At 64.4% G+C, this 15,727-nt stretch carries 14 protein-coding genes; 8 read left to right on the top strand and 6 right to left on the bottom strand.

The annotated features are described in order from the left end of the window. Positions 1-5 precede the first annotated feature (5 nt). Both ACZ5IU_RS04505 and ACZ5IU_RS04500 read left to right on the top strand, forming a co-directional pair. Complete coding sequence (locus tag ACZ5IU_RS04505; protein WP_464420949.1) at positions 6-1,013, top strand: MBL fold metallo-hydrolase; 1,008 nt, start codon at positions 6-8, stop codon at positions 1,011-1,013. Between the two features lie 6 nt (positions 1,014-1,019). Then, positions 1,020-1,469 (top strand): DUF3795 domain-containing protein, encoded by a 450-nt coding sequence (locus ACZ5IU_RS04500; RefSeq protein WP_464420947.1) that lies wholly within the window; start codon positions 1,020-1,022, stop codon positions 1,467-1,469. On the opposite strand, the gene ACZ5IU_RS04495 is transcribed toward ACZ5IU_RS04500, so the two are convergent. The 4 genes from ACZ5IU_RS04495 to ACZ5IU_RS04480 form a co-directional block, all read right to left on the bottom strand. Then, on the bottom strand, positions 1,470-2,093 hold the full coding sequence (locus tag ACZ5IU_RS04495; protein ID WP_464420945.1) for an HD domain-containing protein: 624 nt from the start codon (positions 2,091-2,093) through the stop codon (positions 1,470-1,472). Then, entirely contained in the window at positions 2,090-2,431 is a 342-nt protein-coding gene (locus ACZ5IU_RS04490) for a DUF3795 domain-containing protein (protein ID WP_464420943.1), read from the bottom strand. Before ACZ5IU_RS04490 ends, ACZ5IU_RS04495 begins: the two co-directional genes overlap by 4 nt. A gap of 34 nt (positions 2,432-2,465) precedes the next feature. After that, entirely contained in the window at positions 2,466-3,047 is a 582-nt protein-coding gene (locus ACZ5IU_RS04485; RefSeq protein ID WP_464420941.1) for a LysE family translocator, read from the bottom strand. A gap of 81 nt (positions 3,048-3,128) precedes the next feature. Further along, entirely contained in the window at positions 3,129-4,394 is a 1,266-nt protein-coding gene (locus ACZ5IU_RS04480) for a lactate racemase domain-containing protein (RefSeq protein ID WP_464420939.1), read from the bottom strand. A gap of 168 nt (positions 4,395-4,562) precedes the next feature. Between ACZ5IU_RS04480 and ACZ5IU_RS04475 the strand changes: the two genes are divergently transcribed. From ACZ5IU_RS04475 to ACZ5IU_RS04465, 3 genes are read left to right on the top strand one after another with little or no spacing between them, the layout of a single operon-like run. Then, positions 4,563-5,819: an arginine deiminase gene (locus ACZ5IU_RS04475; RefSeq protein ID WP_464420937.1), complete on the top strand. Its 1,257-nt coding sequence runs from the start codon at positions 4,563-4,565 to the stop codon at positions 5,817-5,819. A gap of 50 nt (positions 5,820-5,869) precedes the next feature. Then, positions 5,870-6,682: a ZIP family metal transporter gene (locus tag ACZ5IU_RS04470; RefSeq protein ID WP_464420935.1), complete on the top strand. Its 813-nt coding sequence runs from the start codon at positions 5,870-5,872 to the stop codon at positions 6,680-6,682. A gap of 23 nt (positions 6,683-6,705) precedes the next feature. Beyond that, entirely contained in the window at positions 6,706-8,097 is a 1,392-nt protein-coding gene (locus ACZ5IU_RS04465; RefSeq protein WP_464420933.1) for a pyridoxal phosphate-dependent decarboxylase family protein, read from the top strand. Positions 8,098-8,109: 12 nt separating this feature from the next. On the opposite strand, the gene ACZ5IU_RS04460 is transcribed toward ACZ5IU_RS04465, so the two are convergent. Beyond that, the gene (locus tag ACZ5IU_RS04460) at positions 8,110-9,519 is read right to left on the bottom strand and encodes a hypothetical protein (RefSeq protein WP_464420931.1); all 1,410 of its coding nucleotides are present in this window, start codon (positions 9,517-9,519) and stop codon (positions 8,110-8,112) included. A gap of 209 nt (positions 9,520-9,728) precedes the next feature. On the opposite strand from ACZ5IU_RS04460, the gene ACZ5IU_RS04455 reads away from it, so the two are divergent. Continuing rightward, on the top strand, positions 9,729-11,504 hold the full coding sequence (locus tag ACZ5IU_RS04455) for an MASE1 domain-containing protein (RefSeq protein WP_464420929.1): 1,776 nt from the start codon (positions 9,729-9,731) through the stop codon (positions 11,502-11,504). An 8-nt stretch (positions 11,505-11,512) separates the two neighbouring features. On the opposite strand, the gene ACZ5IU_RS04450 is transcribed toward ACZ5IU_RS04455, so the two are convergent. Continuing rightward, positions 11,513-12,286 (bottom strand): polysaccharide deacetylase family protein, encoded by a 774-nt coding sequence (locus ACZ5IU_RS04450; RefSeq protein ID WP_464420927.1) that lies wholly within the window; start codon positions 12,284-12,286, stop codon positions 11,513-11,515. A gap of 42 nt (positions 12,287-12,328) precedes the next feature. Between ACZ5IU_RS04450 and ACZ5IU_RS04445 the strand changes: the two genes are divergently transcribed. Together ACZ5IU_RS04445 and ACZ5IU_RS04440 are read left to right on the top strand one after the other, a co-directional pair. Beyond that, the gene (locus ACZ5IU_RS04445; RefSeq protein ID WP_464420925.1) at positions 12,329-12,802 is read left to right on the top strand and encodes a pyridoxamine 5'-phosphate oxidase family protein; all 474 of its coding nucleotides are present in this window, start codon (positions 12,329-12,331) and stop codon (positions 12,800-12,802) included. Positions 12,803-12,838: 36 nt separating this feature from the next. After that, positions 12,839-15,727 carry a diguanylate cyclase gene (locus tag ACZ5IU_RS04440; RefSeq protein WP_464420923.1) on the top strand — a complete coding sequence of 963 codons (2,889 nt, stop codon included), beginning with the start codon at positions 12,839-12,841 and terminating at the stop codon, positions 15,725-15,727.

Here is a 15,727-nt window from a genome sequence, read left to right as displayed (position 1 = left end):
GGCGGATGTCCGTCGCGTATCATCGTTCGGACGATGGAATTCTCCTCCATTCCCGCGGAGGGATCGAAGTCCGCCTGATTGACTGTCCCGTCGCGCGCAGGGGATTCCGCTCGTTCTTCGGCGTCTGGCTCGTCCGCGACGCGACGCGCGGTACGACGTTCCTCGTGGATTGCGGTCCCGCCGCTGCGGCGGAGAGAATCGCGGAAGCGGTGTGGCGGCATGCTGGCGGACGCCTCGACGCACTCCTGCTGACCCACGTCCACATGGATCACTGCGGAAGCGCGGGAGCGCTCGCGCGCGAGTTTCCGGACCTCCGCGTCATCGCTCCTGCGAAGGGGACGCGACACCTCGTCGATCCCACGCGCCTCGTGACGTCGAGTCGCGCGGTCCTCGGAGACATCGTCGACGCGTACGGGGAGATAACCTCCGTGCCGGAGACGGCGCTCTCTTCTCCCGACGCGCTGGGCGGACTCCGGGCGATCGATGCGCCCGGACACGCGCCGTACCACAACGCGTACGTCTATCGGGCGGGGGACGAGACGATACTTTTCCCCGGAGAGGCGGCCGGGGTGCATCTGGATCCGCGGGCCGGCGGAAATTTCGGCACGTCCTGCCGGATGTCCGTCATGCCCTACATTCGCCCCGCGACGCCGCCCCGTTTCGTGTTTCCGGTCGCCCTCGCCTCGCTTGACCGCGTCCGCGAGACCCGGCCGACGATCGTCTGCTACGCGCATTTCGGGGCATCGGACGACGCTTCGCTTCTCGACGGAGCCCGCGATCAGATGCTCCTCTGGCGGGACGTATGCGCGGAACTGCTTTCGGATGACCCGACCGCGGCGGACGATCCGATCGGGAGACTTTTGCCCTCCCTGCTGGATGCCGATCCAAATCTGGGGGCGTATCGCCTTCTCGAACCTGACATCCGCGATCGCGAGGACTTCTTCATCGCGAACAGTCTTCGCGGCATCGTCGGATGGATTCAGGAGGAACGATCTTCGGAACGAAAGGGATGAAAGTTCGTGGAGTATGACAAAATCCTGCGTGTCGTCGCGCCGTGCGGACTCGACTGCGGCGCATGTGTCGCGTTTCGCGACGGTCCCCTCAGGGAAGCGTGCGTGCGGATCGGCTCCGTACTCGGACCGAATTTCGGAGCCTACGCCGCGCGCTTCGCCGCGACGGATCCGGCATATGAGGACTATCCGGCCTTCCGGAGGTTTCTCGACCATCTCGCGGACGCGCCCTGCAAAGGGTGTCGTCACGGAAGCTGCCTGTTCTCCTCGTGCGACGTGCCGCGGTGCGTCCGCGAAAAGGGTATCGATTTCTGCTTCCAGTGCGACGAGTTTCCGTGCGGTCACACGGGGCTTCCGCCTGCCCTCGAAGCGCGCTGGCGCGCGAACAACGAGGCGATGTCGCGGGAAGACGTGTCGGAATACTACCGGGAACTCAGAGAACGTCCCCGATATCCCTGATCAGGCGTCCGGCCAGAATCCGGGGATGTCGGTCCGCCCGTACAGGATCCTGACGAGTTCCGCGAGCGCCGGATCCGTCTGCGACGGGAGCGTCGTCCTGAGCGACGTACGTTCCTTCGTGACGCGGTTTTCCCTCCAGGCCCGGCCTCCGGAGTTCACGTTCTGCGAGAAGCCCTGCAGCCGGTCGAGCGCTTTCGCGAACCTCGCGTCCGGGGTGGCGCCCTCCTCGAACTCCCGCCAGTAGTCGAAGAGGCGTTTCCCGAGGTCGTCCGGGAGCGTCGCGAAGAGGCGTTTCGCCGCCTCCATTTCCCGCTCGTCCTGGCCCTCGACGGCCTTCGCGTCGTAGGCGTACGTGTCTCCGGCGTAGAGTTCGACGAGGTCGTGCGTGAGCACGAGGCAGAGCACACGGCTCATGTCCGTATCGAAGCCGATTTCCCCCCGCAGCAGGATCGCGTGGAGTCCGAGGTGCCACATGTGCTCTGCGTCGCTCTCGCGGCGGCTGCCGTCGGCGAGATACCCCGCCCGGTAGGTCGTCTTCATCCGGTCGGCGAGAAAGAGAAAGTCGAGGATCCGCTCGAGCCGCCGCGGATCGGGGCGCCGGGGCGCCCGCGCTTCGTCCGTCATCCGCCCGTCTTCCCGAACATGGCGCGCATGTCGATCCCCGTCTCCTTCTCGAATCCGGCCCTGATCCGGCACGCGTCGAAGTCGGCACACTCGGGGCACCCCGCGACGCCGCGCTTCGGTGCGCACTCCCTCACGGGGCACACGGCGCAGAAGCCGATATGCGTCCCATCTTCCCGGCAGCCGGCGCAATTGATGTCCTCCGGCTTCATGTCCGAACCGTGCAGCGCGTTCCATTCGGCCGCCGTCCTCGCGCGGAGTTCGTTGTCGTTCGTCCGCATCGCGACGGAAGCGGGGCATTCCTCGCACCCAAGACCGCAGAACCCGTGTCGTATGTTCACAACTCGTACCTCCTTACAGGATTTTGTTGCCATATTACAGCATGGCGCGCAGGGATGCAACGATAAAGGCGATTCCCGCACCCGCGATGAGGCCGCCCGATACGCCGTCGACCCATCTGAAGACTTCCGGCGACATCCGCGTCCGGAAGAGCGACGTCGCCTTCGCCAGGAGACACCACCAGAGGACGGATCCGAGAAAGATCCCGGCGACCAGAACGAAGGGACAAGCCGGGTGAATGCCGAGCCCCGAAAAGACCGCCATGAACGAAACGACGGTCAGCGGATTGGATGCCGTCAGGGCGAACGTCGAGAGCACCAGCCGTTCCGAGGAGGGGCGATCGTCCGTTTCCTTCCCGTCGTGCCGTCGGTAGGCCATTGTGATCCCGAAGCAGCACAGGAAAATGCCTCCTGCGAATCGGAATACGCTCCTGTAGCGGATCAGGAATCCCGAAACGGCGGAAAGGCCGAATGCCGCGACGAATCCATACAGGGAATCGGCGCAGGCCGCTCCGATTCCCGAAAGAATGCCCGCTTTCGTTCCCGAAACGAGCGTCCGGCGGATGCACAGGAGCCCCACCGGACCGACTGGTGCGGCGATGCAGAACCCCAGAAGCATCCCCTTCAGCAGCGCGAACGCCGGAAATCGAGCGAACGTCGTCGTTCAGCCTCCTTGTATGCCGGCCTGCGGCAGCGGGCGTCAGGCGCCCGCCGGAACCGGAAGGCACGACTTCGCGTCCGGAATGACCGTACACGTGAAATCGGGCCCGTGGAGCTTCCTGGCGATATCGAGCGCGGCCTCGACCGACGGAGCCTTTTCCGCGAACGCGAGCGCCGACGGGACGACATCGAGGGACGAGACGAGGAGGAGCTTCCTGTCGAGCGCGAGTCGAGCGGCGATCAACGCGGCGACGCCGCCGGGCGCGTAGCGTTTCCGGAAACGCTCGACGATGGTCTCCGGATTCTCGGCCTCCTTGAGCCACCGCTCGAAACTCCTGTCGCCGAGGCCTTCGGCGCATTCCGCGACGATTACGAGCGTTCCTCCCGGACGCAGGACGTCGAGCGTCCGGTGGATGACGCGGAGCGCGAGAGCGGCCGTACGGTCGACGGAACTTCCCCCCGCAGCCACGATCACGACGTCGGTCTGTTGTCCGAACGGAGTGTCGCGGTATTCCCCTGACTTCCGGATGGCGAGATTCCACGATTCCTGAGGCGCACCGGAGACGACGGACGCGACGTCGCCGGATCCGGCGAGGCAAATGTTCACGGCGAAGTCGACATCCGCGCGCCTCGCCGCGTGGACCATCTCGAGGTGAACGGGGTTCCGGTCGATCGCGGGCAGATTCTGCGGGAGGTCGGCGAAACGGCTGAGCGCGGCCTCGATGCAGCGTTTCTCCGCCACGCCGGGCAGGATCACGTCCCGCCAGCCCGTGTAGCCCGAGAACGGATGCGGAATGACGGTTCCGATCGTGACGATGAAATCGGCCTCGGCCACGATCCTGTTGACGCGGAGCTGCAGGCCTCCCGTTATCTTGCCGATCGTCGCCATTTCCCGTCCCTCCGGCGAGTGAACGATCATCCTGCAGCGGCTCTGCAACGCCGTCGCGAGGAACGTCCGTCCCGGATCGTCGGGATGCGGCTTGCGCAGTCCGTTCGCGATCAGGACCGTAACGCGGGCGCCGGGGACGCCTCCTTCGGCGAGTGCGTCGAGGACGGGGGCGACGGCGTGCGCGGGAACGGGACCGTCGGCGAGTCCGCCGACGAGAACGGCGACTTTCTGCGGAGCCGCCGCGGAAACCATGTCGCGGAGCGGCGGAGTGCCCGTCGGTGTCTCGAGGCTGCGGCGGATATCTCCGTCAAGGTCTGACGAGAGTGAAACGTGCGACGGATTCAAGACCTGCGCGATCCTGGAGTCCTCGACGGTAATCGGAAGCTGTGACGGCCCGTAGGTCAGGTTGAGTCTCATGTGGCGCACCTCCAGCGAGTCTTCCGGAATGGCCCGGAGTATCGGCACTGTCATTCTAGCGCAATTCCGCGGGAACTCTCAGTATCCGGTGAAAATGAACTTGCGTTTCTTCGTTCTGCGTGATAGCTTTTCCCGCGCGGACCACAGACCACAAAGGAGGCTGAGGATATGCGGATTCGGGTTCGATCCGAGATCGGCAAACTGCGGGCGGTCATCATGCAACCTCCCGGGAAAGGCATCGAACGGTGCACCCCCCTGAACGTGCAGTCGCTGGCGTGGGACGCGATCCCGAGCCCGCACAAGGCGCTCGAGGAACACCAGGCGTGGGTCCGGGCCGTTCGTTCGTCCGGGGCGGACGTATTTCTCTTCGAGGATCTTCTGCGCGATATCCTCGGCGATCCGGTCGCGCGAACGGAGCTCGTCGCGTCGATCGTCGAGACGGAGCGGCGTTTCGTGGCTCCCCGGACGCTCGAAGCGCTTGGGGAGTATCTTTCGGAGCTCGCTCCGGCACCTCTCGTCGAAACGCTCTTCTTCGGAATGACGGCCGACGAGCTGAACGGACGCACGGGCTCCGTCTCGCTCTCGGATCTCGCCAACCCGATGTCGCCGTGGGTGCTCTTCCCGATGTCCAACGTTCTTTACACGAGGGATCCCGCGGCCGTCGTCGGCGATGGAATCGTCTTTTGCAGGATGCACAACCGCGACCGCGAAAAGGAGCCGTTGTGCTACAGCGCCATATTCCGGCGCCATCCGCTCTTTGCGGACGCTTCCGCGCCCGTCTGGTACGGTGAGGATCCCGATGACGACGATCCGATCGAAGGAGGCAACGTCCATTGCTACAGCCCGAACTGCGTCGTGATCGGCATCAACGAGCGGACGCGCCCCGAGGCGATCGAGAAGCTCGCTGAGCGGACGATGGCGAGGGGCGAAGTCACGGACGTCATCGCGCTGATGTTCGAGAATCCGCGCCTGAGCGAGAGGGACAATATCGGGCTCTCCGTTCACATGGACATGTTCCTCAACATGATCGACCGCGACGCGTTTCTCTTCTTCCCCTACATGGAACGGAAGCTCACGGTGCTCCATCTCACTCCCGGCCGGGGAGGACGGATCCGGATCACTCGCGAGGACTCGCTTTTCGAGACGCTGAAGCGCGTTCTGAAGCTCGACGCGATCCGAATCATCAAGGTCGGGGGCGACGAGAGCGAGGCCGTCGCGTTCGCGGAACAGCGCGCGGGGTCGGGAGGCAATACCGTGAATCTCGAACCGGGAAAGGTCTGCATCTGGGACCGGAACGTCGCGACGATCCGTGCCCTCGAGCGGGGTGGCATCCGGGTCGTCGCGGTCGAGGCGGACGAATTGACCAAGGGGGGTGGCGGACCACGGTGTTCCACGATGCCCTTGCTGAGGGACGACCTTTCCTGACGGAAAGGCTTCTGCTAAAGTAGAAAAAAAGCGACGGGAGGAATATCGCGATGGATTTCGGGTTCTCATCGTTGTCACCGATTGCCCAGACGCTTCTCGGGACGTTCTTCACGTGGGGAATGACCGCCCTCGGCGCCGCGGTCGTCTTTCTCCGGCGCGACCCGGGGCAAAGGACGCTCGACGTCATGCTCGGCTTCGCTGCCGGCGTGATGATCGCCGCGAGCTACTGGTCGCTTTTGTCCCCCGCGATCGAGATGTCCGCGGAGCTCGGGTACCCTTCGTGGCTGCCGCCAGCCGCAGGGTTCCTGCTCGGAGGCGTCGTGCTGCGGCTTATCGACCGGCTGATGCCGCACCTGCATCTCGGGTTGCCGATGGCCGACGCCGAAGGACTCCCGACGCGATGGAAGCGCACCACGCTGCTGGTTCTCGCGATTACGCTGCATAACATCCCGGAAGGGATGGCCGTCGGCGTCGCGTTCGGGGCAGTGGCGTACGGCATCCCGTCCGCATCGCTGGCCGGCGCGGCCGCACTCGCCCTTGGTATCGGGATCCAGAATTTCCCCGAAGGGATCGCGGTCGCGATGCCGCTTCGGCGCGAGGGACTGTCGCAGTGGAAGAGTTTCTTCTACGGACAGCTGTCGGGAGTGGTCGAACCGATTTTCGCAGTTCTCGGCGCCGTCCTCGTGTCGTATTCCCGTCCGCTGCTTCCGTTCGCACTGGCATTCGCGGCCGGAGCGATGATCTTCGTCGTCGTCGAGGAGGTCATCCCGGAATCGCAGCAGGGAGGAAACGGCGACCTCGCCACGATGGGCGTCATGCTCGGATTCACGACGATGATGATTCTCGACGTCGCCCTCGGGTGACGGAACGAAGGGAGCGGACGTATGTGAAGGATCTTCTGGAGTATGCGGCAACCCTCGCGGGTGACTATCTCGACGGCGTCGGCACGCGACACGCGGGGGCGACGGCGTCGTTCGGGGAATGTCTGGATCGCCTGTCGCGGGATCTTCCCGAGGAAGGAGTCGGAGCGAGAGTCGCGCTCGACGTCCTTGTTCGGGGGGCCGAACCGGGGCTCGTCGCGTCCGCGGGACCGCGATATTTCGGTTTCGTGACGGGGGGAAGCCTTCCTGCGGCGCTGTGCGCCGACATCATGACCTCCGCGTGGGACCAGAACGCCGTGCTTGCGGTATCGTCTCCGGCCGCCGCGGCCGCCGAAGAGGTCGCGGCGGGCTGGATCCTGTCGCTTCTGGGGTTGCCCCGCGGGGCGGGGGTCGGCTTCGTGACGGGGTGCCAGATGGCGAATTTCACCTGTCTCGCCGCGGCACGCCATCAGGTGCTTCGCGATGTCGGGTGGGACGTCGAGCGCAAGGGGCTCTGCGGCGCTCCGGTCGTGACCGTAATCGCGGGGCGGGAGGCGCATGCGACGCTCTTCGCCGCCCTCCGGATGCTCGGTCTGGGACAGGATACCGTACGTCTCGCGGATGTCGACGATCAGGGGCGGATGCTCCCCGGATCGCTCCGCGAACTCCTTTCGGAAATATCCGGCCCGTCGATCGTGTGCGCGCAGGCCGGAAACGTCAACTCCGGGGCTTTCGACCCGCTTTGTGAAATCGTCCCCGCGGCGAAGGAACACGGCTGCTGGGTTCACGTCGACGGTGCCTTCGGCCTCTGGGCCGCAGCGTCGGAATCGATGCGGGCTCTGACGCGCGGCGTCGACGGCGCGGACTCGTGGGCGACCGACGCCCACAAGTGGCTCAACGTCCCGTACGACTCGGGAATCGCGATCGTCGCGAATGCGGCGGCGCATCGCGCGAGTATGACCATCGAAGCTCCCTACTACGTCCGGACTCCGGGCGAAGTCCGCGAGCCGAACCACTGGGTTCCGGAGTCTTCGCGCCGTGCGCGCGCCTTTCCGCTGTATGCGGCGCTCTTGTCGATCGGACGACGCGGCGTCGCCGAACTCGTCGGGCGGAACTGCCGTCAGGCCCGCCTCATGGCGGAGCTGCTCGCTGCGGAAGACGGCATCGAGATCCGGAATCGTGTCGTCCTGAACCAGGTCGTCGTCCGCTTCCTTCCGCAGGATCGCGACGCGGACGCGTTCACGCGAAAGGTCGTCGCGGCCGTCCAGGATGAGGGAACCTGCTGGGCGGGCGGCACAAACTGGCGCGGCGCCGCCGGAATGCGGATCTCCGTATCCGGCTGGCCGACGACCGACGACGATATCCGTCGCTCCGCCTCGGCGATCATCGGGGCGTTCCGGCGTCTTCGGAACGGGTAGGCGCGGCGAGGATCACTCCTCGATCTTCTGCGCGAAAATCTGCTGAAAGGCCTTGTGCGTGTGGCGGGGAAGGATCCGGTACCCCTGCTGTTCCTTGGTGAGCCAGAGATAGTAATCCTTGTAGAAGGACTGCGCGAGGTCGACGATGGATTTCCCTCTGTTATCGGGGATGAGTTCGTACCCGTTCTTGATGTCCCGGTCTTCGTCGCTGTCCCAGCGGAAGGTGCCGAGCGCGTAGGAGACGGCCCGGTCCGCGCTGTAGTTCGGGTAGACGGGAATCAGCAGCGTGTTGTCGCTCCAGTCGTAGGTGCCGTATCCGCGTCCGGGGACCATGATAACCCGCGGGATACCGTACATCCGGACGCGCGCGACGGAGAACATCGCGAAGTCGCGGTTCGAAAGTCGTTCGAGGATTTCCCCGCCCGTCCGGAGCGGCATCGGGGTCATGTCCTTCTCGCAGAGCGGCGAGGGTTCGAGACGCGCGATCTTCGCCGTGAGCTCGGCATACTCCTTTTTCGTCTCGAGCGCCGTCCGCAGCGCGACCCGGCGCGCGGGCAGCGACTCCTTCGAGTAGGTGTCCCGGAACTTTCGCGACCGGAACTCCCAGCGCGAGAGTTCCCGCCGGATGAAGACGAGATTGCGGGCGCACTCCTTCGTCGCCTCGAGCATCGAGAGGACGCGTTTCGTCTCGGTCTCGTCGAGCGCCCCGCCTTCGACGGCCGTGCGCAGCATGACGGTCAGCTGCGTCTCGGCGTCGTGGAACTGCTTGTGTTCGACGGACATCCGCTGTCGCTCGGCGCCTTCGCTTTCCCGGAAGTTCCGGGTCCGGAGAACGACTTCGATGTACCCACCGATCGACGACGAAAGGTGCTCCGCGAGGGTCCGGACCTCATCCGGCCTGATGCCGCTGCACTTCGCGAGCGCGCCGTTGAGAAAGACCTGCAGTCGTTGCCGGTGCGCGTCGAGCCTGCGCTCGAACGCATCTATCCGCGTGAGGGCCGTGTATCCGCTCCGGTCGTTCGGGGCCGGCCGGTCGTTGATCAGGGAGTAGAGTTCCGCGAGATAGTCGCTGAACGTATAGATCTGGAAGAGCCCGAGAGGGGAGTCCTGTCCGATCCAGCCGGAGGCTCCCTCGGGCATCGGCGCTAACTCGTCGCAGAAAAAACCCGTGTCGAGGAAGAGACGTTCGTTTTCGTCGAAGACGAGCTGCTCCGGTTCTTCGGACGAGCGGACCTCGAGGATTCGAGTCGCCAGCGTCCAGTAGAGCGCGCTCAGTTCCTGGCGCAGGTGCTTGACGGTGATCCGGTCCTGCGATTCCCTTGAATCGCGGAGCTTCGCGATCGTCTCTATGGAAGATCCCGCGCGCTGCAGATGGACGGCCATTTCGGGGTCGCTGTTCCAATGATCGAGGGTCGTTCGCACGGGTATGTCACACTCCTCCGGAAGTTCTTCGCCGATCTTAAAAACAATAGCCCGTCATCCCTGAATTGTCCAGAGAGGCCGTTCCCATTTGCCGGATGACGCTTCGAGTGTTTTCTTTTCACGCCTTTTAATTTATTATAGACGCCTGAGACCTCCCTAAATGGGAATTTTCCGCAACAAAGGCTCATCACGGGATCGGGGACGATCGGATGCGAACGTACAAAACCGCAACCACGGTCGGTGTGTTCGTGCTATCCACAGCTGTTTCCTACAACCTCGCGGCCGGCGGAGGCGGGTATTCTCCGCTCTGGCCCGCGACGGGAGCCGGAGTGGGTATGCTGTACATTCTGGGGGTTCGGTACTGGCCGGTTCTCCTTCTCGTAAATCTCGCCGGAACCCTCATGCTTCCCGGCACGCCGGATGTCGCCGGTCTCTTCTCCGTCGCCGTCGGTACCGGCAGTTCCGCTCTCGGCGTCTTTGCCGCGCTCCAGAAGAGGCACGACGACGGTCTTTTCCCGACCCTCCCGTCGACGGCGTGGTTTCTGCTCCTGGCGGGGGTCGTTCCCGCCGTTCTGGGAGCCTCGTTCGGCCTGTGGAGCCTGCCGCCGGAAGCCCGCCGGATCCACACCTTTCTCGGATGGGTCTTCTCGGATCTGTTCGGCGTCGTGGTGATCGCGCCCGTGATGATCGCGGTCCTCGGAACGGAACGGAAGCGGCGGGACAGAATATCGGCGGAGGAAAGCCTTTTCGTCGCGGTCTTCATCGTGACGTGTCTCGGCGTCTTTGGTCGGACGATCCCGACCGAACTTGCGGCGTACCCCCTTCAGTTCGTTCTCGTTCCGTTTCTCCTCTGGGCCGCCCTGCGGTTCGGAACAAATTTCTTCCTCGGCGTCCTTGCGGTCGCGTCGGTCGTTCCGCTCGCCGCGGTCTTTTTGGAACTCGGTCCGTTCGCGACGCGTTCCTTCGAAATGTCGATCGTGGTCACGCAGCTCTTTCTCGTCGTTCTCGGCGCCCTCGCGCTGCTCTTCCACGCCGCGTCGCTCGAAGGCGACCGCAGGATGGAGGCGCTCGCCGAACAGCGCCGCTCGCTCGAGCGGATGAATGAACAACTCGAGGCGGAGATCCGAGAGCGGACGTGGGATCTCCTCAGGTCGATCACCGATATCCGGCCGCTCGGCGGAGGGAGGGTCGACGGGGAACCCCGCAGGTCCTCGTTTCTTGCCTTCCGCCTCTCGGAAAACGGCGATCTCCTTCGGGTCAGCGCCGGACTCGCCCAGGCGCTCGGATACCAGTCTGCCGGTGCCCTGATGGAGATGGAGAGCATGATTCCGGGTGGGTTCGCGATCGGTCGGATGGAGAAGGGGCGTCTCATGGAAGCGATCCGCCGTGAGACGGTCGTACGCGGATGGACGACGGAATTCTCCGGACGCGATGGGGTCTCGAAGCGATTGCCGGTGACGGTTCGCGGATTCAATGCGCCGGACGGTGTCCCGATCTTCTACGAGGGAGTCTTTCCCGATCCGAGGGTTTTCGGCGTGGGGCGCGGGGATGTGTTCGATGAAAAAACCGGGCTGCCCGACCTCAGATATCTCGACGGCGCGTGGATCGACGGAGAGTATTTCCCGTCTCGGGGGGATGCGGACTGCACGCTCTGCGTGCTGCGAATCTCCCCCATCCCCCTGCAGGACGCCGCTTTCCGCAGATGCGTCGAGCGGGTGAGCTGCGGGGTACTGAGAAGCCTCGACCCGATCGTCAGGGGCGAAGACGGCGAGCTCGTGACGCTTCTCTTCGGAGTCGGTGGGCCAAGGGGAGGACGGGCTGTCATGTCGGCCTTCCGGGAGAGACTGCTTTCCTGCCTGCCGTCGTCGCCGGATGCCCCGGATGTCTCGTTCTGTGTATCGGGGGTCTCGAGAGAGATGACGCTCCTGCAGATGCTTCGGGCCGTACGCTGCGATCCGGAATACCCGGCGACGGTTTCCGCGTGAGACCGGCTTCAGGGGACTGACCGCGTCGATGCGTCCCGACCGGAAGGGATCGCGTCCGAAAGAGTCGTGAAGCGGATTCCCCGTGCGATCATTTCGGGCAGCGCTCCGATGACGCCTTCCGCCGTGCCGCTCTCCGGGTGGTTCGCGTGAAGGATCACGATGTCCCCGGGGCGGGCCGAAAGGAGCGCCGCCTTCACGTGCCTTGCGGACCACGTCGCTCCCGCGTCGCCGAGAACGCTGTATCCGGCCGCCTGGACGCCGTTTTCACGGAGAAGCGCCACGGCGGCCGCTTCGTAGAAGTTCGTCCCGGACCGGTAGAACCGGGGATTCCTCCCCGTAAGCGACCGGATGAGGAGAGCCGCGTCGCGGACTTCGGCGAGAAGTTCCGTCCGGTTCCGGGTCCCCGCGATACCGAATGCGCGTCGTCCGGTCAGCGAGGCCGGACGATGGTTCATCCCATGGTTCTGGATGTCGAACGTCGGGCAGGAGGCGAGAAGCGCTGCATCGTCCGGGTTCGACCGGATCCACCGGCCGGTTGCGAAAAACGTGGCCGCGATCCGGTCGCGCGAGAGCGCGTCGACGAGTTTTCTGTCGAGACGACTTCCCCGGGGGCCGCCGCAGACGTCGAACGTCAGGGCGACCTCGTTTCCCTTCGGCCGGAACGATATCACGACGCCGGGGATCCGTTCTCCCCACCGGGAGTCGCTGTCCGCGGGGTTCGGATGGAATGCCGGCGCAGTTAGCAGTAGAATACAGACAAGAATTCGTTTCAACGTTCTCACGACATCGCCTCGTTTCTCAGAATTTCAGGGGAGGGACCAGACATGGATCGACCGATGCGGCGCAAGGATCGCGAAGTTACGGACATCGCGGAGATAGAGAGGATCGTCCGGAGCGGAACGGTGCTCTACCTCGGACTTTGCGACGAAGGATCGCCTTATGTGGTTCCCCTGAATTACGGGTACGACCGTGGAACATTCTACATGCACTGTGCCCGGGAGGGGAGGAAGCTCGACGTCCTCCGGGCGAACGACCGTGCGTCGGCTGTCGTCGTCCCGGAACATTCGCTCGTCCGCGGGACGAACGCCTGCTCGTTCAGCATGAACTACCGTTCCGTGATGGTCTCGGGTCGCGTCCGGGAAGTCGCCGATCCGGACGAAAAGAGGCGCGGCATGGAGGCCATCATGCGAACGGTCGCCGGGGAGGACGCCCCCGTCGATTTCGGCCCCTCCGGCCTCGACAGGGTCGTCATCCTGGCTCTCGAAGCGGAGCGGATGACAGGAAAACGGCACATCTGATCCGGCGAAGCGCGGCGGGGGGTCGGAGAAGCGATCATGTCGGAAAACCATAAGAGAGGCGGGAGACGATTCTTCCGGCCCGACACGCGATGGAGACCCGTCGCACTCTTTGTGTTCCTCGTCGCGGTTGCGTCCGTCGCGTACGCGTACATCATGGTGACATTGTACCGCAACGAGTCGGACGAAAATCTTCGCGTCTTCTCCGAAAAACAGCAGCTCCAGACGAGGTTCGCCGCCGACGCCATCGAGGCCCGGCTTCACGCGGTCATGTACGAGTGCCGGGTGCTCTCCTCCTATTCGATTCCGTACTTTCTGGCCGGGAGGCGCCCCGCAACGGACATGACCGAACGTCTCGACATCGCGGTCCGGACGTACCCCGGCCTCGCGGGCCTCTCTTACGTCGACCTTTCGGGGGGAATCTTCCATGCCAGCACCCCGACGCGACGCGGCGAACGTGGATTCGCGATCGCGCAATCGCAGGTCGCCCTCTACGGAGGGAGGAACCTTCTGCACGACATTTCCGCGCCGTTCGTTCCCCCCGTATTCTCGTCTTCGGACACCCAGCTCATCGTGATGCTCTTCCCCGTCTTCTCCGGCGAAACCCTGTGCGGCACCCTCGCCGCGGTCTTCGACCTGCGGGAGATCGTCGATCAGATCGTCTCGTCGTTGCGCTTCGGGCTGTACGGGACCGCCTTTCTGACGGACGGCTACGGCACGCTGCTCTACCATCCGAATTCGAGTCTTGTCGGAAAAAACGTCTTCGAGGGGTTGTTCGTCACGGACGAATCGTTCGTCGAGTTCAACCGGTGGCAGATGGAGGAAGCGAGGGGGACGGGGAGGTACAACGCACTCTTCCGCACCGGAGAGCCCGGGGAAGCATTCTCTCCGAAAATCGCCGCGTGGGAATCCATCCGGCTCGGGAACGTGAATCTCACAGTGACGATGTCGACGTTCGTCGAAGAGGTCGAGGCGCCGACGCGGAATCTGCGGTTCCGTCTCCAGCTCACGGGGGCACTCTTCATGCTCCTTCTCCTCACAATGACGGTTCTTGCCGTTCGACGCACGGACGATCAGAGGGTCCGGGAAAACGAGATCCGGCTGCGCCTCGGCATGGAGGCTGCGGGAGACAGCTTCTGGGACTGGAACCTCCGGTCGGGGAATGTCGTCTACAGCGACAACTGGGGGAAGATGTTCGGGTTTTCTCCGGAACAGATCGCACCCTCGGTGGATGTGTGGCGGAGCGGCATTCATCCCGACGACGCCGCGATGGTGAAGGAAATTCTCGACGGTCATCTCCGCCGCGGGACGCCCTATGTCGTCGAATACCGTTTCCGGAACGCGTACGGACGGTACCAGTGGGTTCTCACGCGCGGCGAAGTCGTGGATCGCGACCGGAACGGATCTCCCGTCCGCATGATCGGAACGAATGCCGACATCGACCGGAGAAAACACATGGAGGCGGAGCTCCGGGAAAAAAACGAAGCGGTTGAAGCGTACGCCGTGCGGCAGCGGGTTCTCTTCCGCATCTTTACGAGCTTCGCGCGCTGCAGGAGTTCCGGGGAGCTCTACGCGACGCTTGAGGAATCGCTTCGCGACGCCTTCGAGTACTTCAGTCTCCTGCTCGTGGTCCGCGAATCGCGCCGGACCGACGCTTTTACGGTTCACGACAGTAAAAAGCGTCCCGAAGTGTACGGGCAGGCTTCCCTTCTGCGCGACGGGCTCGGCATCGTGGGGCGGGCGTTCCGCGCGGGACGGGTCGAACGCGTCGGAGACGTCACGGTCGACCCGGATTACGTGCCGCATGATCCGGCGATCCGGTCGATGCTCATTGTCCCCGTGTCGTCGCGCGACGTCGCATGGGGGGTGATCGCGCTCGACAGCGAGAAGGAGAACGCATTCGGCGAACGCGACGAAGAACTGCTTTCCATCGTGGCGTCCTACGTCGCGCTCCACCTCGAGGAACGCGACGCCCACGGTCAGCTCGACCGGAAGGCTCTCCAGCTCCAGTCGCTCCACGAACTCGTCCAGCTCGTCATGACCGAACGCGACAATGCCGCCGTCGCGCGGGACGTGACGGACGTCCTTGTGTCGGACTTCGGCTTCTCGTACGCGTCGATGCTTGCCGACGCGGAGAACCGTGCCGACGAGCCGGTCGGGGCGGGGCGTTCGGGGACGCCGGACGACCTCGCGCTCGCGCGGACGGCGCTCGATTCCAGGAGCGTGGCGACACGGTCGGGCCCGAAGGGTGAGACGCAAGCCGTCTCTCTCCCCATCGCGTTCGGCGATCGGTTCTACGGCATCCTGAGCGTCGCCGGAGATACCGGAATAAGCGAGGAGGATCTCAAGCTCCTCTTCATCCTCGCGGATCACATATCGGGGTTCTGGGCGCTCAACGAGTTCATCCTCGCCCGGCAGAAGGAGGCGTGGGAGGATCCTCTGACCGGTGTCTGGAACCGGCGGTTCATGATCCGAAAGCTCGAGGAGGAAGACCGGCGCATGAACCGCTACGGAGGCCGTTCGGGCGTCGCGATCGTCGATCTCGGAAACTTCAAGCGCGTGAACGATCTCCTCGGACATTCGACCGGCGACGACGTCCTCGTCACCGTCGCCCGGATTCTCGTGAGGGCGCTCCGGGAGACCGACTTCGTCGGTCGCTACGGCGGGGACGAGTTCATCGTCTACATGCCCGATTCGACCATGGAGCAGTGCGAGGTCGGACTGGAGCGCGCCGCGAAGGCCGTGTCGGAATTCGAGATTCCGGGGGCCGACTCCTTCAGGGTATACGCCGATTATGGCGCAGCGTGCCGCCCGGAGGACGGGGAATCGCTGCTGGCGCTCATCAACACGGCGGACGAACGGATGTACGAATACAAGATCGCCCGAAAGCGCGAATGCGGCGTTTCGTGCGACGATACGCGGAGGTGA

Source organism: Lactivibrio alcoholicus, assembly GCF_055390895.1.
This window is presented reverse-complemented; position numbering and strand designations above follow the sequence as displayed.

Coding starts and splice junctions, on each gene's coding strand:
- ACZ5IU_RS04505 (WP_464420949.1), top strand. CDS start 6: ATGTCCGTCGCGTATCATCGTTCGGACGATGGAATTCTCCTCCATTCC.
- ACZ5IU_RS04475 (WP_464420937.1), top strand. CDS start 4,563: ATGCGGATTCGGGTTCGATCCGAGATCGGCAAACTGCGGGCGGTCATC.
- ACZ5IU_RS04495 (WP_464420945.1), bottom strand. CDS start 2,093: ATGACGGACGAAGCGCGGGCGCCCCGGCGCCCCGATCCGCGGCGGCTC.
- ACZ5IU_RS04445 (WP_464420925.1), top strand. CDS start 12,329: ATGGATCGACCGATGCGGCGCAAGGATCGCGAAGTTACGGACATCGCG.
- ACZ5IU_RS04480 (WP_464420939.1), bottom strand. CDS start 4,394: ATGAGACTCAACCTGACCTACGGGCCGTCACAGCTTCCGATTACCGTC.
- ACZ5IU_RS04485 (WP_464420941.1), bottom strand. CDS start 3,047: ATGCTTCTGGGGTTCTGCATCGCCGCACCAGTCGGTCCGGTGGGGCTC.
- ACZ5IU_RS04470 (WP_464420935.1), top strand. CDS start 5,870: ATGGATTTCGGGTTCTCATCGTTGTCACCGATTGCCCAGACGCTTCTC.
- ACZ5IU_RS04440 (WP_464420923.1), top strand. CDS start 12,839: ATGTCGGAAAACCATAAGAGAGGCGGGAGACGATTCTTCCGGCCCGAC.
- ACZ5IU_RS04455 (WP_464420929.1), top strand. CDS start 9,729: ATGCGAACGTACAAAACCGCAACCACGGTCGGTGTGTTCGTGCTATCC.